Here is a 17,664-nt window from a genome sequence, read left to right as displayed (position 1 = left end):
TCCCAAGACATGATCAGGAGGCAACCCGTGAGCGCGACCGCGGACCACGCGGAGGAGCGGACGAACCCTGCCGCCAGGCTGGGGTTCCAGCCCGAGCAGGTGGTCCAGGAGCTCGGCTACGACGACGACGTCGATCAGGAGTTCCGCAAGGCCATTGAGGAAGCCATTCAGGGCGACCTGATGGACGAGGACTACGACGACGTGGCCGACGCCGTTGTGCTGTGGTTCCGTGACGACGACGGCGACCTGACGGATGCGCTGGTGGATGCCACCACGTACATCGAAGAAGGCGGCGCCATCCTGCTCCTGACGCCGAAGACCGGCCGATCGGGGTATGTGGAGCCGAGCGACATCCAGGACGCCGCCTCGACGGCCGGCCTGACGGCGGCCAAGAGCGTCAGTGTGGGCAAGGACTGGAGCGGCTCGCGGCTCGCGACGCCGAAGGCGGCCAAGTCCAAGAAGTGACCTGAGGTCACCCCGGACGGGCCGGATCTCGCCCCGGCCCGTCCGGAGCCCCCGGTGATCGCTGCGTAGGGTGGACCCGAGCGTCCGCTGTGCTCACCCGAACAGCTCACCGAAGGGATGTACGACGATGGCGATCCAGGTCGGCGACAAGGCGCCCGATTTCGAGCTCAAGGACAACCACGGCCGCACCGTGAAGCTCTCGGAGCTGCGTGGCGAGAAGAACGTCGTCCTGCTCTTCTACCCGTTCGCCTTCACCGGTGTGTGCACCGGTGAGCTGTGCGAGCTGCGTGACAACCTCCCGAAGTTCTCCGACCGCGACACCCAGGTGCTCGCCGTCTCCAACGACTCCATCCACACCCTGCGGGTCTTCGCCGAGCAGGAGGGCCTGGAGTACCCGCTGCTGAGCGACTTCTGGCCGCACGGCAACGTCTCGCGCGCCTACGGCGTCTTCGACGAGGACAAGGGCTGTGCCGTCCGGGGCACCTTCATCATCGACAAGGAGGGCGTCGTGCGGTGGACCGTGGTCAACGGCCTGCCGGACGCCCGTGACCTGAACGACTACGTGAAGGCGCTCGACACCCTCTGATCCGGCGGACCCCCGGTCCGACACCTTCGAAAGTCGGGGTCCAGGGTCTGCGGGGGGCGGGAACCCGTCACTAGGATCGGCACGTTGATCCCATATCCGAAGCACGACGGGGCTCCCCGCCCCTGGACACCACATGGAGGACTCGTGGGAGTCAGCCTCAGCAAGGGCGGCAACGTATCGCTGACGAAGGAGGCCCCGGGCCTGACCGCGGTCAACGTCGGTCTGGGCTGGGACGTGCGCACCACGACCGGCGCCGACTTCGACCTCGACGCGAGCGCGCTGCTGCTGAACACCTCCGGCAAGGTCATCAGCGACCAGCACTTCGTCTTCTTCAACAACCTCAAGAGCCCCGACGGCTCGGTGGAGCACACCGGTGACAACCTCACCGGTGAGGGCGAGGGCGACGACGAGATGATCAAGGTCAACCTGGCCGGTGTCCCGGCCGACGTCGACAAGATCGTCTTCCCGGTGTCGATCTACGACGCCGAGAACCGCCAGCAGTCCTTCGGCCAGGTCCGCAACGCCTTCATCCGCGTCGTGAACCAGGCCAACCAGCAGGAGATCGCCCGCTACGACCTCAGCGAGGACGCCTCCACCGAGACCGCCATGGTCTTCGGCGAGCTGTACCGGCACGGCTCGGAGTGGAAGTTCCGCGCCATCGGCCAGGGCTACGCCTCCGGGCTGCGCGGCATCGCCCAGGACTTCGGCGTCAACGTCTGACGCCGAGCCGCTCCCGATCCGGCGCCGCACCGTTTACGGTCGGCGCCGGACGTGCAGGACAACCAGACAAGCAGCAGCAGGGGAGGACCAACAGCATGGGCGTCACGCTCGCCAAGGGGGGCAATGTCTCCCTCTCCAAGGCCGCACCGAACCTCACCAACGTCATGATCGGACTCGGCTGGGACGCGCGCTCCACCACCGGCGCACCCTTCGACCTGGACGCCAGCGCGCTGCTGTGCGGCGCGGACAACCGGGTGCTCGGCGACGAGTGGTTCGTGTTCTACAACCAGCTGAAGAGCCCCGAGGGCTCGGTGGAGCACACCGGTGACAACCTCACCGGCGAGGGCGAGGGCGACGACGAGTCCATCCTGGTTGACCTGGCCAAGGTGCCCCCGCACTGCGAGAAGATCGTCTTCCCGGTCTCCATCCACATGGCGGAGGAGCGGGGTCAGACGTTCGGCCAGGTTTCCAACGCCTTCATCCGCGTGGTGAACCAGGCGGACGGGCAGGAGCTGGCGCGGTACGACCTCAGTGAGGACGCCTCCACCGAGACCGCCATGATCTTCGGCGAGCTCTACCGTTACCAGGGCGAATGGAAGTTCCGAGCGGTCGGCCAGGGGTACGCGTCGGGCCTGCGGGGCATCGCTCTCGACTTCGGTGTGAACGTCTCGTAGCCGGCCGGTCCCGGTCCGGTTGCGTGCTGTGGCTTTTCCGTGAGGGTTGCCCTGGTCACTGTCACGGGTAGGGTGCCCCTCTAGACTCAGGTCAACGTTTAGCAAAGCCGAGTACGGCGCGGGGGAGCCCCGTACGCACACGATTGGGTAGCCAGTGCTTCTGAAAACCTTCGGCTGGTCGTTCGCGGTCACCGCGCTCGGCCTGGTCGCCGCGGTCTTCTACGGGGGGTGGGAGGCCTTCGGGGTCGTCGCGATCCTGGCCGTCCTGGAGATCTCGCTGTCCTTCGACAACGCGGTGGTCAACGCCGGCATCCTGAAGAAGATGAACGCCTTCTGGCAGAAGATCTTCCTCACGGTCGGCGTTCTCATCGCGGTCTTCGGCATGCGGCTGGTCTTCCCGGTCGTCATCGTCGCGATCACCGCCAAGCTCAACCCGTACGACGCGGTCCACCTCGCCCTGACCGACAAGGACCGCTACCAGCAGCTGGTCACCGACGCCCACCCGGCGATCGCCGCGTTCGGCGGAATGTTCCTGCTGATGATCTTCCTCGACTTCATCTTCGAGGACCGGGACATCCAGTGGTTGCGCTGGATCGAGCGGCCCCTGGCCAAGCTCGGCAAGGTCGACATGCTGGCGGTCTGCATCGCCCTGATCGTCCTGCTGATCACCTCCTTCACCTTCGCCACCCACGCCCACCAGCACGGCGGCGTGCACGTCGACAAGGGGCAGACGGTCCTGATCTCCGGCATCGCCGGCCTGATCACCTACATGATCGTCGGCGGTCTCTCCGGCTACTTCGAGGACAAGCTGGAGGAAGAGGAGGAGCGCGAGCACGAGGAGGAGGAAGAGGCCGCCCGCACCGGCAAGCAGAAGTCGGCGGTGCTGCTGGCCGGCCAGGCCGCGTTCTTCATGTTCCTCTACCTGGAGGTCCTGGACGCGTCCTTCTCCTTCGACGGGGTGATCGGCGCCTTCGCCATCACCAACGACATCGTGATGATGGCCCTGGGCCTCGGTATCGGCGCGATGTACGTGCGGTCGCTGACGGTCTACCTGGTCCGCCAGGGCACCCTCGACGACTACGTCTACCTGGAGCACGGCGCCCACTACGCGATCGGCGCTCTGGCCGTGATCCTCATGGTCACCATCCAGTACGAGATCAACGAGGTCGTCACCGGCCTGATCGGTGTGGTCCTGATCGCCTGGTCGTTCTGGTCGTCCGTCCGCCGCAACCGCGCCCTCGCGGCCGCGGGAGAGGGCTCCGGCGACTCCGACGACAAGGCGGCCCTCTCCTCCGGGGTGTGACACCCCGGCCGGTGAGGAACGCTCTGAGCGGGGCGGCCGACGTGGTCGGCCGCCCCGACGGCGTCTGTGCACAGCTGCATACCTGGGGGCGGGAATGGGTTTCTTCGACGGACTGCTGGGCGGGCGCGCCGCCGACTTCGACTCCGGCAGCGCGGCGACCAACGCGATCGAGCTGAGCAAACGGCACCCGGCGGTGTCCCTGAACAAGCAGGGCGCGGCCACCGGCAACCTGCGCGTCAACCTCACCTGGCGGATGCGCACCTCCGACTTCGACACCCAGGGCGGCACCAGCCTGCTGCGGCACCCCTTCCGGGCCCTGCGGCCGCCGGAGGTGCAGGGACACGGCCAGAGCATGGTCGACGTCGACCTCGACCTGGGCTGTCTGTACGAGCTGACGGACGGCACCAAGGGGGTCGTCCAGCCGCTGGGCAACTACCTCGGCGACGTCAACGCACCGCCGTACATCAAGCTCAGCGGGGACGACCGGTTCGGCTCGGCGTCCGGTGAGACGATGTACGTCAATCTCGACCACCGGGACGCCATCAAGCGGCTGCTGGTCTTCGTCTACATCTACGACCAGACGCCGGCGTTCGACCGTACCCACGCCATCGTCACCCTGTACCCCAGCAACGGCCCCCGCATCGAGATAAGCCTCGACGAACGCCACCCCCAGGCCCGTTCCTGCGCGGTGGTGATGATCGAGAACGTGAAGGACGAGCTGATCGTCCGGCGCGAGGTGAAGTTCGTGTACGGCTTCCAGGGCGAGCTGGACCGGCTGTACGGCTGGGGACTCCAGTGGGGGCGGGGCTACAAGAGCAAGGTCTAGCCCCCGAAGGCACAGGCCCCGCGGACGGGGCCGGTCACCGTCCGATGAACTGCGGCCCCTGCGGCGGCAGCCGGAAGGCTCCGGCGTACGCCGGGGGGCCGGCCGGCGGGCTCATCGGCTGCGGGTAGCCGTACGCGGGCGGCTGCTGCGGCACCGCCGAGGTCGGCTGTTCCGGAGGCAGCGGCTGGGAGGCGGCCGGGTCCGCCTCCGACTCGTCCACCGAGATGCCGAAGTCCGTGGCGAGCCCCTTCAGCCCGTTGGAGTAGCCCTCGCCCAGCGCGCGGAACTTCCAGCCCTCCCCGCGCCGGTACAGCTCGCCGCAGATCAGCGCCGTCTCCGCGCCGGTCTCCGGCTTGATCTCGAACACGGCCAGCGGCTCGGCGTCGGCCACCGAGGCGTCGTACAGCCGGATGCTCAGGCCGGGCACCCGGTCGAACCGGTCGCCGTCCGCGGAGGCGACCAGCACGATCCGGCCGACGCTCGGCTCGACACCGGAGAGATCCGTCTGGATCGTGTCGGTCAGCCCGTCGGTGACCCGTTTCTTGCCCAGCCGCCACACCTTCCCGGAGGGGTGCCGGGGCTGGTTGTAGAAGACGAAGTCCTCGTCGGAGCGCACACGGCCGTCGGGGCCCAGCAGCAGCGCGGAGGCGTCCACGTCCGGGACCCCCGTTCCGGGGGTCCAGCGCAGCACCGCGCGCACCGTGGTGGCCTCGAGCGGGACGTTCGACCCCTTCAGCATCGCGTGCGTCATGCGGTCATCCTGCCCTCTCGGTCCTGGTCACGACAATGCGGGGTGTTGCGGCGGACATGGGGGAGTTACCGGAAGTTCATGCCCGGCGGGAACCCCCGACACGACCCCGTACGTACTATTACCGGCCACCCTTTACCGAACTCAGAGACTCGGCTCGCAGCCCTGGGGAGTCCAATGCGTCATTTCGGGCACATCGCCCCACAGGTGCGAGAGCGCCTCTTCCACCAGGAGCCGTGCGCGTTCACCGCCGACTCCCCGGCCCGGCTGCTCGCCGCCGCCCTGGGCGCCACGCTGTACAGCCCGGCCACCCGGCCCCGGCTCGCCGAGGACATCCTCAAGCAGGCCGGGAACGGCGTGGTGTCGATGGTGCTCTGCCTGGAGGACTCGATCGACGACGCGGACGTGCCGGCGGGCGAGGACAACCTGGTCCGGCAGTTCGCCGAGCTGGACGCCCGGGCGGGCGCGGAACCGCCGCTGCTGTTCATCCGGGTCCGCACCCCCGAGCAGATACCCGGTCTGGTACGCCGCCTCGGGGGGTCCGTGCGGCTGCTGTCCGGGTTCGTGCTGCCGAAGTTCACCGAGGAGCGCGGGCTGCCCTTCCTGGAGGCCCTGGCCACCGCCGAGGCCGAGAGCGGCCGCCGGCTGTTCGCCATGCCGGTGCTGGAATCCCCCGAGCTGCTCTATCGCGAGAGCCGGGTGGAGACCCTGGAGGGGATCTTCCGCGCCGTCGACAAGTTCCGCGACCGGGTCCTCGCCCTCCGCCTCGGCGTGACCGACTTCTGCTCCTCCTACGGCCTGCGCCGCGCCCCCGACATGACCGCCTACGACGTCCAGATCGTCGCCTCGGTGATCGCCGACGTGGTGAACATGCTGGGCCGCGCCGACGGCACCGGCTTCACCGTCACCGGACCGGTCTGGGAGTACTTCCGGGTCTCCGAGCGCATGTTCAAGCCGCAGCTGCGGCAGAGCCCCTTCCTGGAGGTGCAGGCCGTCGAGCTGCGCGAGAGGCTGATCGAGCACGCCATGGACGGACTGCTGCGCGAGATCTCCCTCGACCAGGCCAACGGCCTGCTCGGCAAGACCTGCATCCACCCCTCCCATGTGCTCCCCGTGCACGCGCTGTCCGTGGTCAGCCACGAGGAGTTCAGCGACGCCCAGGACATCCTGCGGCCGGAACGCGGCGGCGGGGGTGTACTTCGCTCGGCCTACACCAACAAGATGAACGAGGTGAAGCCGCACCGCGCCTGGGCCGAGCGGACCCTGCTGCGCGCCGAGGTGTTCGGCGTGGCCAACGAGGACGTCGGTTTCGTGGAGCTGCTCGCCGCGGGCATACCCGGCTGAGCCTTCGACATGTCCAAGGAATGCATGAATCAGGCAGTGCACGACGGCATCTGGTCCGGCAGCTGGGTCGCGGAGCGGCTCGGCGTCGAACTCGAGGGGGACGACGGGCTGCGCGCCCTGCTGGGCCTCGCCCTGCGCCGTAATCCCAAGCGGGCCCATCTGCTGGTGTCCCACGTCCTCGGCAAGCATGTGCCGCAGTCGCCGACGGTGGTGTACGGCCATGGCGTCCGGCTCGGCCGCAAGGTCGCCGAGCTGCTCTCCCCGGCCGAGGCGGCCGCGGCGGTGGTCCTGGGCTACGCGGAGACCGCGACCGGCCTGGGCCACGCGGTCGCCGACGGGCTCGGCACGGCGCCGTATCTGCACTCCACCCGGCGGCCGGTGGCCGGGGTCGCCCGCGCGGGCGGCTTCGAGGAGGCGCACTCGCACGCCACGTCCCACCTGCTGCTGCCGGAGGACCCCGGTCTGCTGGCGGGACAGGGCCCGCTGGTGCTGGTCGACGACGAGTTCTCCACCGGCAACACCGTGCTGAACACCATCCGTGACCTGCATGAGCGGTATCCGCGGCAGCGGTACGTGGTGGTCGCGCTCGTCGACATGCGGTCGGCCGAGGACGCCGGGCGGCTGGAGCGGTTCGCCGCCGAGATCGGGGCGCGGGTGGATCTGGTCGCCGCCGCGTCCGGGGTCGTACGGCTGCCGTCGGACGTGCTGGAGAAGGGGCAGCGGCTGGTGGCCGACCACGAGGCGGCGGAGCGCGCCCACCCGGCGGCAGCAGGGGCGCCCCAGGTCAGCCGGGTCGATCTGCACTGGCCGCAGGGTCTCCCCGACGGTGGGCGGCACGGCTTCACGCCCGCCCACCGGGCCCGTCTCGAAGCCGCGCTGCCCGCCATGGCCGCGCGCGTCGCCGAGGCCCTGCCCGCCGGCGCCCGCCAGGTGCTCGTGCTCGGCTTCGAGGAGCTGATGTACGCCCCGCTGCGCCTCGCCCGGGAGCTGGAGCGGGGCACCGCTGCCGAGGTGCGGTTCTCCACCACCACCCGCTCGCCCGTCCTCGCGGTGGACGACCCCGGGTACGCGATCCGTACCCGGCTGGCCTTCCCCGCCCATGACGACCCGGCCGACGGGCCCGGCGAGCGCTACGCCTACAACGTCGCCGGGGCCGGCTTCGACGCCGTCGTGGCCGTCGTCGACTCCGTCGCCGACACCCCGGCCCTGCACGCGCCCGACGGCCTGCTGGCCCGACTCGCCGCCCATGTTCCGCACGTCCTGCTCGCGGTCGTCCCGTCGTACGAACCGCACGCTCCCGAAAGGCCGGCCATGCTGCCCGAGCCCCTCCGCGGCCCCGCTTTCTCCTCGTACGCGCCGGAGGAGGTCGGCTGGCTGCTCCAGGACCTCTCCGACGTCACCCTGGAGGCCCCGACCGAGGAGCGGGAGGAGGCCATCCAGAGCGGCGGCGCGCACTACGCCGAGTCGCTGCCGGTGGAGTACCAGCCCAGCGCGCAGTACCAGGAGCTGTTCCACACCGCCCTGGACGCCTCGGCGGCCCGGATCGCCCAGGCGGTCGGCGTGGTGACCGACACCGTCATCGCCGAACTCCCCCACTCTCGGCTTCGCTCGAGCGGGGGGACCCCCACCCCCCGCCCGGTGCTGGTCTCGCTGGCCCGCGCCGGGACCCCGGTCGGCGTGCTGATGCGCCGCTGGGCGCAGTTCCGGCACGGGCTCGAGCTGCCGCACTACGCGGTGTCGATCGTGCGCGGCCGCGGGATCGACGCCAACGCGCTGCGCTGGCTCGCCGACCGGCACGACCCACGGGACATCGTCTTCGTCGACGGCTGGACCGGCAAGGGCGCCATCACCCGTGAACTCGCCCAGGCCATAGCGGAGTTCGAGGCGGCCGAGGGCATCACCGGGTTCGACCCGGAGATCGCGGTGCTCGCCGACCCGGGCTCCTGCGTGCGCACCTACGGCACCCGCGAGGACTTCCTCATCCCGTCGGCCTGCCTCAACTCCACCGTCTCGGGCCTGATCTCGCGCACCGTCCTGCGGGCCGACCTGGTCGGCCCGGACGACTTCCACGGCGCGAAGTTCTACCGCGAGCTGGCCGCGGCCGATGTCTCCGGGGCCTTCCTCGACGCCGTCGCGGCCCGCTTCCCGGAGGTCGCCGACGGCGTGGACATGGCGGTGAAGGAGCTGCTCGCCGAGGACCGCACCCCGACCTGGGAGGGCTGGCGGGCGGTGGAGCGGATCAGCGAGGAGTACGGCATCCACGACGTGAACCTGGTCAAGCCGGGCGTCGGCGAGACCACCCGGGTGCTGCTGCGCCGGGTGCCCTGGAAGATCCTGGCCCGCGAGGGCGCCGGCGCCGACCTGGACCATGTGCGCCTGCTCGCCGAGCAGCGGGGCGTCCCCGTCGAGGAGGTCGGCGGACTGCCGTACACCTGTGTCGGGCTGATCCACCCGAAGTACACGCGGGGCGCCACGGGCGCCGACGGCAAGGCGGTGAACGTCTGATGCCGGTGCTGGTGGCGAGCGACCTCGACCGCACGCTGATCTACTCCTCGGCGGCCCTCGCGCTGACCATGCCGGACGCGCGGGCGCCCCGGCTGCTGTGCGTGGAGGTGCACGAGAGCAGGCCGCTGTCGTACATGACCGAGACGGCCGGGCAGCTGCTGACCGATCTCGGGGACGCGGCCGTCTTCGTGCCCACGACGACCCGGACCCGCAAGCAGTACCAGCGCATCAACCTGCCCGGCCCGCCGCCGAAGTACGCGATCTGCGCGAACGGCGGCCATCTGCTGGTCGACGGGGTCACCGACGCCGGCTGGCACGCGGCCGTGCAGGCCCGGCTCGCCGAGCAGTGCGCGCCGCTGAGCGAGGTCCACGAGCATCTGGTGCGCTCCGCCGACCCGGTCTGGGTGCGCAAGCACCGCGTCGCCGAGGACCTGTTCACCTACCTCGTCGTCGAGCGCGAGCTGCTGCCCGAGGAGTGGGTGAAGGAGCTGGCGGTGTGGGCCGAGGACCGGGGCTGGACCGTCTCGCTCCAGGGCCGCAAGATCTACGCCGTACCGCGGCCGCTCACCAAGAGCGCGGCGGTCCGGGAGGTGGCCCGCAGGACCGGCGCGGAGCTGACGCTGGCGGCCGGGGACTCCCTGCTGGACGCCGATCTGCTGCTGGTCGCGGACCGGGGCTGGCGCCCCGGCCACGGTGAGCTGGCGGACACGATGTGGACGGCCCCCCGGATCGCCGCCCTGCCGGAGCGGGGCGTGCTGGCGGGCGAGCGGATCCTGCGGGAGTTCCTGCGGGCCTCCAGACAGCCGGGCTGAGCCGGACGGCCGGGCCGAGCGGGGCAACCGGGCTGAGCGGGGCAACCGGGCTGAGCGGGGCAACCGGGCTGAGCGGGGCGGAGCCCCTAGCCGCAGCAGCCGCCGCCGCAGCAGCCGCCCCCGCCGCCGGCCCGCGGGGCGGGAGCGGGGGCCGCGGAGGCCTTTCCGCCCACGGCCACGGTGGACAGGAGCTTCACCGTGTCGTCGTGGCCCGCGGGGCAGCTCGCGGGGGCGGCCGACTCGGCCATGGGCCGGCTCAGTTCGAAGGTGTCGCCGCAGCTCCGGCAGCGGTACTCATAGCGAGGCATGGGGCCAGAGTAGCTGTACGGAGCCGCCGACAACGGTGTCTCAATCTTTGATGAGTGTTCCTTGCCACCCGACAGTTGTGCGGGGGTTTCGAAAACATCGCTGATAACTTGTGAACGCCGTTGCGAGGACGCTCAGCCCCGCGCGAGCAACAGCGAGTGCGGAGGGAGACGCAGGCGTGACCGATGCGTCGCAGGGGGAGGGTCGCCCCCGGGGGGACGGCGGCCGTGCGGACAAGCCGGTCGCCGCCGACGAGACCCTGCATCTGAGAGTGGACGCTCTCAGGGCGGACGAGACCATGCAGCTGCGCGTGCCACCGCCTCCGGGCGGGCCCGCCCAGCGGCCCGCCGGCGGCGGCCGGGCCGAGCGGCGGCGCAGTGCGCGCCCGGCCGCGCGGGAGCGCCTCACGGGCGCCGTGGCACGCCTGCTCGGGCCGCTGGCGCCCTACGCGCGCCGCCTCGCGCCGTACATACGCCGCCTCAGGCCCCGCTATCCGCGTCCCGGCCGGACCGGCTGGCGCCGCTGGATGCCGTCCTGGCGGCAGTGGGTGGGCGGCGTCCTGACCTCCTTCGGGCTGCTCAGCGCCTTCCTGGTGACCGCGTACGCCCTTACCGACATACCCAGCAACCTCAACTCGTACGCCACGCAACAGGACAATGTGTACTTCTGGTCCGACGGGACCCCGATGGCCCGGACGGGCTGGGTGCAGCGGCAGGCGATGCCGCTGAAGGACATACCCGAGGACGTCCGCTGGGCGGTGCTGGCCGCGGAGAACGAGAGCTTCTACTCGGACCCGGGCATATCCGTCAGAGGCCTCACCCGGGCGCTGTACCGCACGGTGGGCCAGGGGGACACCGAGGGTGGTTCCACCATCACCCAGCAGTACGTCAAGAACGTCTATCTGACCCAGAACCAGACGGTCAGCCGCAAGTTCACCGAAGCGATGATCGCCCTCAAGCTCGACAACAAGATGAGCAAGGACCAGATCCTGGAGGGCTATCTCAACACCAGCTGGTTCGGCCGCGGCAGCTACGGCATCCAGCGCGCCGCCCAGGCCTACTACGGCAAGGACGTCAGCAAGCTCAACGCCTCCGAGGCGGCCATGCTGGCCGGCCTGCTCAAGGGCGCGGGCCTGTACGACCCGACGCTCGGCAAGGCCAACCACCACCGGGCCGAGGAGCGCTGGAAGTGGATCCTGGACCGGATGGTCAAGATCCACCGGCTGTCGCCGCAGGAGCGCGCCCGGTACACCACCTTCCCCGAGCCGCTGAAGAGCAACCCGCTCTACAACACCGGCGCGCAGAGCGACTATCTGGTGGAGCTGGCGGCGCAGTACGCCAAGAAGGCCGGGCACCTCACCGACAAGCAGTTCGACCTCGGCGGCTACCAGATCTACACGACCTTCGACCGCAAGCGGGAGCAGGCCCTCACCGACGCCGTCACCAAGGCCCGCAAGCAGGCCAGGAGGGATCATCCGGGGGCGGCGAAGGACGGGCACTACGGCGCCGCCTCGGTCGCCACCGACGGCCGGATCCTCGCGGTCTACGGCGGCCCGGACCACCGTACGCAGGGCTACAACGAGTCCAACGCGGCCACCGTCCCGGCCGGCACCGCGTTCCTGCCGTTCGTCTACGCGGCGGGGCTCGAGCACGGCGTGCACAAGACGCGCGACGGAGCCGCCACCCCGGTCACCCCCGAGAGCGTCTACGACGGCGACGACGGCATCCCGGTCACCACGCCGGAGGGGCCCTACTGGGACCGCAGCGGCAAGAAGGTCGCCGCGCACAACGACGGCCGCAGGTCCTACGGCAAGATCGCTCTGGGCGAGGCCCTCGCCAAGTCCGTCAACACGCCCTTCATGCAGCTCGGCATGGACACCGGCCTGGACCAGGTGCGGCAGACCGCGGTGTCGTCCGGACTGCTGTCCTCCAGCATCGGCAGCCAGGTGCCCGCCCTGTCCCTGGGCACCTCCACGCCCAGCGCCATCCGGATGGCGAGCGGGTACGCCACCTTCGCCGCCGGCGGCAGCCACACCGAGCCCTACTCGGTGAGCCGCATCACCCGCAACGGCGCACCCGTCGCCCTCAACACCCCGCGCCCCCGCCCGGCGGTGAGCGCGCAGGTGGCCCACGACGTCACCGAGGCCCTCACCGAGTCCTTCCGTCTGACCCACCCGGCCACGGCGGCCGCCCAGGACGGGGTGGCCGGAAAGGCGGGCAGCGCCGACACCGGGATCGCCGTCGGGAAGACCGACGGCTCCGGCAAGGCCACCGCCTCCTGGTACGCCGGCACCGCCGGCTCGGTCTCGACGGCGGTCGTGGTCTACCGGATGGATCTGGCCAAGTCCCTGGAGCCCCTCCCGCTGGAAGGGCTGGCCGGAACATCCGACAGCGTTCCGTACAACCTCTGGTCGGCCGCGATGGGTCTTGGCTGACAGCAAGACCCGTACCCCACTCGCCCCTCTCGGAGAATGAGCCGCGCATGTCCCGCAAGAAGTCACCGAACGGCCGCCGCCGGGCCGCCGGCCGCCGGCGCCGTGTCCCCGCCGCCACCCGCCCGCAGGTGCTGACGCTGGCCGCCTTCCTCGTCGTGGCCTCGCTCGTCGCCGGCTATCTCGCCCTGTCCCGCCCGGACGACACCGCGCCGACCGCGGCCTCCGGCGGAGCCCATGGCGGCAAGGCCGCTCCGAAGGCCTCGCCGAGCCCCTCCTGGGACGGCAGGACCAAGGTCCTCGGGGACGGCTCCACCTCCTACACCGGCCCGCAGAAGGGCGAGCTGAAGCCGGTGCCGCTCAAGCCCGGCGAGAAGCCGCCGCAGTTCGTGGTCTTCTCCTGGGACGGCGCGCTGGAGGGCAGCGACCATCTCTTCTCGCACTACCGGGAGATGGCCAAGCAGTACGACGCCCACATGACCTTCTTCCTCACCGGCATCTACCTGCTGCCCAAGAGCAAGAAGTCCCTGTACCAGGGCCCGATGCACGCGCCCGGCGACGCCGCGATCGACTACGCCACCGACGACCACATCCGCAGCACCCTGGAACAGCTGCGCCTCGCCTACGACCAGGGCAACGAGATCGGCACCCACTTCAACGGCCACTTCTGCGGCGCCAAGGGCGGCGGCGACTGGAGTGTGGACCAGTGGAAGAGCGAGATCGACCAGTTCTACTCGTTCGTGGAGAAATGGAAGACCAACACCGGCTTCACGGACGTTCCCGCCCTGCCTTTCGACTTCAAGCAGGAGGTCACCGGCGGCCGCGCGCCCTGTCTGGAGGGCCAGCCCAATCTGCTGAAAGCGATCAAGAGCTACGGCTGGCGCTATGACGCCAGCTCCCCGGGCGATTTCCAGATATGGCCGACCAAGAAGAACGGCGTCTGGGACTTCCCGCTCCAGATGCTGCCGTACGAGAACGGCAAGTTCCAGGGCCTGTCGATGGACTTCAACTTCCTCTACAACCAGTCCAACGGCGAGACCCACGGCGATCCGGCCAAGTACCCCGAGTGGGAACAGCAGACCGTCTCCTCCTACATGGACGGCTTCAACCGCGCCTACTACGGCAGCCGCGCGCCGCTGTTCATCGGCAACCACTTCGAGGACTGGAACGGCGGCATCTACATGAAGGCCATCGACCAGATCATTCCGAAGATCTGCACCAAAAAGGGCGTCAAGTGCGTGTCGTTCAAGGAACTCGCCGACTGGCTGGACGTGCAGAAGCCGGAAACGCTCACCGCTCTGCGCAGTCTTGATCCCGCACAGTCACCGGACTGGTCATCGGTCGTCAAATAGCCTTGGGGCACAGGAGATTCCACTTGTGCAACCCCCTTCACAACCGACGCTCGATACATGCGAAGATGCCCCTCGCCCGGTAGGTGTACCGGCGTAGAGGGGAACATCATTGAGATCAAGAAAACTGAGCCGTAAGCGCAGCCGTACGGCCATAGTCACGGCCTCGGCCGCCGCCGTGGTCGCCGCGGTGGCCCTCGTCCCCAACTGGAGCGCGGGCGCCGCCGTCACCAATGACCCGACGGTGGACGCGGCCACGAAGGCGACCTTCCAGAAGCTGGCCGACGCGGTGTTCACCGACCGCACCCAGGCCCTGGTGGACGGCGCCGGCAGCGCCGGGACCAAGCACGCCGCCGGGTTCACCGGCTCGGTGCGGATGTCCGGCGGTCAGCAGGACCAGCAGGCGGCCGCCGTGGGCCAGCTGCGTGCCCGCAAGTCCCGGCTCGCCAAGCTCGGCGAGAAGTACAGCGCGGGCAGCACCCGGGTCACCCTGGACGCGACCGAGGTGCACGGACGGCGCGCCAAGGTCGCCGTCACCGAGACCACCACGCTGACCTACGAGAAGCCGGCGGCCAAGGGCCCGAAGACCACGGGATTCCAGGCCCACCACGAGCTGAGCTTCAAGGCCGACGCGAGCGGCGACTGGCAGCTGACCGGGATCCGCGACACCGACGACGGCTACCTGGCCGTGAACCAGGTCGCCACGCCCTCCGTCGCCAAGTCGCGGACCACCCCCGCGGACGACGGCCCGCCGGACGCGCCCCGCGCGGCCACCAGCTGGCCCGCGCCCGCCAACCGCAAGACCCTCACCGGCGGCGCCTACGACTACCAGGCGATGGTGGCGTACGCGACCAAGTACTGGCGCAACTACAACCCGGACTACCCGGACTTCAACGGCGAGGCCGATGGCGGTGACTGCACCAACTTCGTCAGCCAGTCCCTGAAGGCGGGCGGCTGGAAGCACGTGCCCGGCTACACGAACGACTTCCACAAGTGGTTCGGCAACGCCGACATCCAGTCGGACTCCTTCGTCGGCGTCAACGAGTTCTCCTGGTTCGCCCTGTCCTCCAAGCGGGTCACGCCGCTCGCCAACGTCTACCAGGCGGACCTCGGCGACGTGATCCAGATGGACTTCAACCGGGACGGGTCCAAGGACCACTCGATGATCGTCACCTACCGCGACCGCTGGGGCGTGCCGTACGTGACGTACCACTCCACCAACACCTACAACCGGTCGGTGGCGAGCCTCGTCGCGTCGTACCCGAACGCGTACTTCTACGCCTACCGCACCTGACCCGGGCCCGGACCCCGGTCCGGTCCGTCCAGCTCGCCCTGCCGCGTCAGCCGGCGTGCCCGCTCCTCCGCATCGGGGTGGCGGGCCCGCCAGTACGGGTTGTCGTGCGGCAGGGCCGAGCCGACCCGGCCGTACATGCCGAAGGTCATCAGCAGCAGGCCCACGATGAAGCTGAAGAACACGTTCTGGATCTTGAACGCCAGGAAGTTGTGGGGCGTGTCCAGCAGGGCGAGGTTGAGGAAGCCGTTCAGCAGGAACAGCACGCCGAACACCATGTTCAGCGTGGACGCCACGTTTCCGCCGACCACCATGCCGGCCAGCAGGATCGCCCCGACGACGATCGACAGCCAGCTCAGCGCGCCGTTGGTGTTCAGCCCGGCGACCGTGTCACCGCCGGTGCTGAAGAAGCCGATGTGGTCGAGCACCCCGAGGATGCCGAAGACCAGCAGAAACACGCCGATCAGGCCCGCACCGATCCGGTAGACGGTGTTCAGCCGGTGGTCGACGGGAAGGTGCTCGTCGAACCGGATCCGCTGCTGTCGCGGCTCCGGGTGAGCTGCATGTGTGGCCATGTCCGCCTCCCTCGGGCGCTAAGGCCTCTCTTTCGGATCTTGCCGGCGTCGCGGGCCCTGGCACGCACATCTGCTGCGTTGTCGTCCCTCGCCGACGCTCCGCGTCGACTCGGTCCTCCGCCTTGCATCTGCACGCACCAGACCCCGCTCGCGTCGGCCGAACGGCACCGCCACCGCAGCCGACCTGATCCGAAAGAAAGCCCTAGCGGAGGCCATACGTCCGTTCCCCCCAATATCCGCCCGCCGCCCGGAGCCCTGCAACCGGCGGCACCCGGCGGCCGCCGCGCTCAGTGGCCGCCCCGCTCCTCCCGGATCCGCGCCACCACCGCCGCCGCGACCCGCCGCACGGCCTCCGTCTCGCCCAGGAAGTGCCAGTAGTCCGGGTGCCGGCCCTCCTGCACGGCCGCGGCCGCCCGCTCCAGCCGGGCCACCGCCTCGTCCAGCGGACCGGCGTGCCGGGGATCCGGTGTCGTACGCCCCGCCATGGCCAGCCGCTGCGCGTCCCGGATCGCGAACCGGGTCCGCTCGACCTCCGCCCGCGGGTCCTTCTGTACGGCGTTCAGCCGGTTCAGCCGCTCCCCGGCGGCCGAGACGGCCTCGTCCGTGCTGTTCAGCAGCGCCCGCACGGTCGACAGCAGGGAGGCCGCGTCCGCCCAGCGCTGCGCGTCCCGCGCCGTCTGCGCCTCGCGCAGCTTCTCCTCGGCCTGCCGTACCGCCTCCGCGGCCCGCTCCGGCACCTGCTGGAGGTCCTGCCAGCAGGCGGCCGAGAACCGCCGGCGCAGTTCGCTGAGGACCGGGTCGACCTGACCGGCCCGGGTGGTCAGCGCCTGGGCCCGGGTGCGCAGCGAGACCAGCCGGTGGTCGATCTCGGCCGCCCGCTCCGGCAGCCGCTCGGCCTCCGCCCGGATCGCCCCGGCCTCCCGCTGCACCCGCTCGGCCCGCTCCAGCGTCTGCTGCACCCCGTGCTGCCCCGCCCCCTGGTTCAGCCGGGTCAGCTCGGGCGAGAGGGCGGCCAGCCGGGCGGCGAGGTCGTCGGCCCGCAGCCCCTGCTCCCGCACCGCGTCCAGGGCGTTGCTCGCGGCCAGCAGTGCCTGCCGGGCCCGCTCCACGGCGGGCGCGACCCGGGCCAGCTGGGTCTCGGCCTTGTCGAGCAGCGGCCCGAGCGAGCTGCCGAACCGGTCCAGCTCCTGCTTGACCCGCACCAGTTCGTCGCGGGCCGCGGTCAGCTCCGACCGCGCCCGGGTGGCGGCGGCGGCCTCCAGGTCGTCCCGGTCCAGGTCGTGCGCGTCGACGGCCTGGATGTAGCGCCGGCTGACCTCGTCGATGCGCTGTCCGAGCGCCTCGAAGTCGGTGACGGTACGGCGGGCGGCGGGGGAGTCGTCCACCGCCGTGATGGTCTCCACGGAGATCCGCAGATCCCGCTGGGCGGTGTCGAGTTCGTAGAACGCGGCCGCCGCCGCGTCCTTCGCGGCCTGCGCCTCGGCGCGCATGCTCTCCGCCCGGCCGCCGAACCAGCGCCGGGTACCGCCCCCGGCGAACGCGCCGGGCAGCGCCAGCGCGAGCAGCACCGGCAGTCCCAGCAGGGTGAGGGTGTCCCGCACGGCCGTGGCCGGGCCCGGCCCGCGCCGGGCCGGTGCGGCGGACGGCGGCGGGTACGGCGGTGTCGATGGCGTGCCGGGTGTCGCCGTCACATCCCTCTCCCGTGCTGTGCTTCGCCCTGGGTGGCGGA

At 70.5% G+C, this 17,664-nt stretch carries 16 protein-coding genes; 12 read left to right on the top strand and 4 right to left on the bottom strand.

All coding sequences use genetic code 11. From position 1 onward, the window contains the following. The first annotated feature begins 27 nt into the window (after positions 1–27). From ACWCV9_RS18225 to ACWCV9_RS18200, 6 genes are all read left to right on the top strand, one after another. The gene (locus ACWCV9_RS18225; RefSeq protein ID WP_450787786.1) at positions 28–465 is read left to right on the top strand and encodes a DUF3052 domain-containing protein; all 438 of its coding nucleotides are present in this window, start codon (positions 28–30) and stop codon (positions 463–465) included. 127 nt (positions 466–592) lie between these two features. Continuing rightward, positions 593–1,051, top strand: coding sequence for a peroxiredoxin (locus ACWCV9_RS18220; RefSeq protein WP_385845260.1), 459 nt, complete (start codon positions 593–595; stop codon positions 1,049–1,051). Between the two features lie 144 nt (positions 1,052–1,195). Beyond that, the gene (locus ACWCV9_RS18215) at positions 1,196–1,771 is read left to right on the top strand and encodes a TerD family protein (protein ID WP_385845259.1); all 576 of its coding nucleotides are present in this window, start codon (positions 1,196–1,198) and stop codon (positions 1,769–1,771) included. A gap of 95 nt (positions 1,772–1,866) precedes the next feature. Further along, positions 1,867–2,445, top strand: a complete 579-nt coding sequence (locus ACWCV9_RS18210; protein WP_385845258.1) for a TerD family protein — start codon at positions 1,867–1,869, stop codon at positions 2,443–2,445. Between the two features lie 154 nt (positions 2,446–2,599). Beyond that, positions 2,600–3,748, top strand: coding sequence for a DUF475 domain-containing protein (locus ACWCV9_RS18205; protein WP_450787783.1), 1,149 nt, complete (start codon positions 2,600–2,602; stop codon positions 3,746–3,748). A 94-nt stretch (positions 3,749–3,842) separates the two neighbouring features. Continuing rightward, entirely contained in the window at positions 3,843–4,574 is a 732-nt protein-coding gene (locus ACWCV9_RS18200) for a TerD family protein (RefSeq protein ID WP_385845254.1), read from the top strand. Between the two features lie 34 nt (positions 4,575–4,608). On the opposite strand, the gene ACWCV9_RS18195 is transcribed toward ACWCV9_RS18200, so the two are convergent. After that, entirely contained in the window at positions 4,609–5,325 is a 717-nt protein-coding gene (locus ACWCV9_RS18195) for a TerD family protein (RefSeq protein ID WP_450787781.1), read from the bottom strand. A gap of 174 nt (positions 5,326–5,499) precedes the next feature. Here ACWCV9_RS18195 and ACWCV9_RS18190 point away from each other — a divergent pair, with 174 nt between their 5' ends. Genes ACWCV9_RS18190 through ACWCV9_RS18180 form a run of 3 tightly spaced genes read left to right on the top strand, consistent with a single transcriptional unit; the run spans position 5,500 to position 9,983 of the window. Further along, on the top strand, positions 5,500–6,666 hold the full coding sequence (locus ACWCV9_RS18190; RefSeq protein WP_450787779.1) for an HpcH/HpaI aldolase/citrate lyase family protein: 1,167 nt from the start codon (positions 5,500–5,502) through the stop codon (positions 6,664–6,666). 24 nt (positions 6,667–6,690) lie between these two features. After that, positions 6,691–9,171, top strand: a complete 2,481-nt coding sequence (locus ACWCV9_RS18185; RefSeq protein WP_450787777.1) for a phosphoribosyltransferase — start codon at positions 6,691–6,693, stop codon at positions 9,169–9,171. Then, positions 9,171–9,983, top strand: a complete 813-nt coding sequence (locus ACWCV9_RS18180; protein WP_450787775.1) for an HAD family hydrolase — start codon at positions 9,171–9,173, stop codon at positions 9,981–9,983. Before ACWCV9_RS18185 ends, ACWCV9_RS18180 begins: the two co-directional genes overlap by 1 nt. An 86-nt stretch (positions 9,984–10,069) precedes the next feature. On the opposite strand, the gene ACWCV9_RS18175 is transcribed toward ACWCV9_RS18180, so the two are convergent. Then, complete coding sequence (locus tag ACWCV9_RS18175) at positions 10,070–10,291, bottom strand: FmdB family zinc ribbon protein (RefSeq protein WP_450787773.1); 222 nt, start codon at positions 10,289–10,291, stop codon at positions 10,070–10,072. A gap of 176 nt (positions 10,292–10,467) precedes the next feature. Between ACWCV9_RS18175 and ACWCV9_RS18170 the strand changes: the two genes are divergently transcribed. From ACWCV9_RS18170 to ACWCV9_RS18160, 3 genes are all read left to right on the top strand, one after another. After that, on the top strand, positions 10,468–12,723 hold the full coding sequence (locus ACWCV9_RS18170; protein WP_450787771.1) for a transglycosylase domain-containing protein: 2,256 nt from the start codon (positions 10,468–10,470) through the stop codon (positions 12,721–12,723). Positions 12,724–12,770: 47 nt separating this feature from the next. After that, entirely contained in the window at positions 12,771–14,072 is a 1,302-nt protein-coding gene (locus ACWCV9_RS18165; RefSeq protein WP_450787770.1) for a hypothetical protein, read from the top strand. A 175-nt stretch (positions 14,073–14,247) separates the two neighbouring features. Then, complete coding sequence (locus tag ACWCV9_RS18160) at positions 14,248–15,363, top strand: amidase domain-containing protein (RefSeq protein ID WP_450788070.1); 1,116 nt, start codon at positions 14,248–14,250, stop codon at positions 15,361–15,363. Here the strand turns inward: ACWCV9_RS18160 and ACWCV9_RS18155 are convergent. After that, entirely contained in the window at positions 15,351–15,935 is a 585-nt protein-coding gene (locus ACWCV9_RS18155; RefSeq protein ID WP_450787769.1) for a DUF4383 domain-containing protein, read from the bottom strand. The genes ACWCV9_RS18160 and ACWCV9_RS18155 overlap by 13 nt on opposite strands. A gap of 287 nt (positions 15,936–16,222) precedes the next feature. Next, positions 16,223–17,626, bottom strand: coding sequence for a hypothetical protein (locus ACWCV9_RS18150; RefSeq protein WP_450787768.1), 1,404 nt, complete (start codon positions 17,624–17,626; stop codon positions 16,223–16,225). Positions 17,627–17,664: the final 38 nt, after the last annotated feature.

The sequence above is a fragment of the Streptomyces sp. NPDC001606 genome (genome assembly GCF_053596835.1).
This window is presented reverse-complemented; position numbering and strand designations above follow the sequence as displayed.

What these genes read in the sequence shown, in the direction of transcription:
- ACWCV9_RS18220 (WP_385845260.1), top strand. Translation starts at nt 593, where the DNA reads ATGGCGATCCAGGTCGGCGACAAGGCGCCCGATTTCGAGCTCAAGGAC.
- ACWCV9_RS18210 (WP_385845258.1), top strand. Translation starts at nt 1,867, where the DNA reads ATGGGCGTCACGCTCGCCAAGGGGGGCAATGTCTCCCTCTCCAAGGCC.
- ACWCV9_RS18200 (WP_385845254.1), top strand. Translation starts at nt 3,843, where the DNA reads ATGGGTTTCTTCGACGGACTGCTGGGCGGGCGCGCCGCCGACTTCGAC.
- ACWCV9_RS18195 (WP_450787781.1), bottom strand. Translation starts at nt 5,325, where the DNA reads ATGACGCACGCGATGCTGAAGGGGTCGAACGTCCCGCTCGAGGCCACC.
- ACWCV9_RS18190 (WP_450787779.1), top strand. Translation starts at nt 5,500, where the DNA reads ATGCGTCATTTCGGGCACATCGCCCCACAGGTGCGAGAGCGCCTCTTC.
- ACWCV9_RS18185 (WP_450787777.1), top strand. Translation starts at nt 6,691, where the DNA reads ATGAATCAGGCAGTGCACGACGGCATCTGGTCCGGCAGCTGGGTCGCG.
- ACWCV9_RS18180 (WP_450787775.1), top strand. Translation starts at nt 9,171, where the DNA reads ATGCCGGTGCTGGTGGCGAGCGACCTCGACCGCACGCTGATCTACTCC.
- ACWCV9_RS18175 (WP_450787773.1), bottom strand. Translation starts at nt 10,291, where the DNA reads ATGCCTCGCTATGAGTACCGCTGCCGGAGCTGCGGCGACACCTTCGAA.
- ACWCV9_RS18165 (WP_450787770.1), top strand. Translation starts at nt 12,771, where the DNA reads ATGTCCCGCAAGAAGTCACCGAACGGCCGCCGCCGGGCCGCCGGCCGC.
- ACWCV9_RS18155 (WP_450787769.1), bottom strand. Translation starts at nt 15,935, where the DNA reads ATGGCCACACATGCAGCTCACCCGGAGCCGCGACAGCAGCGGATCCGG.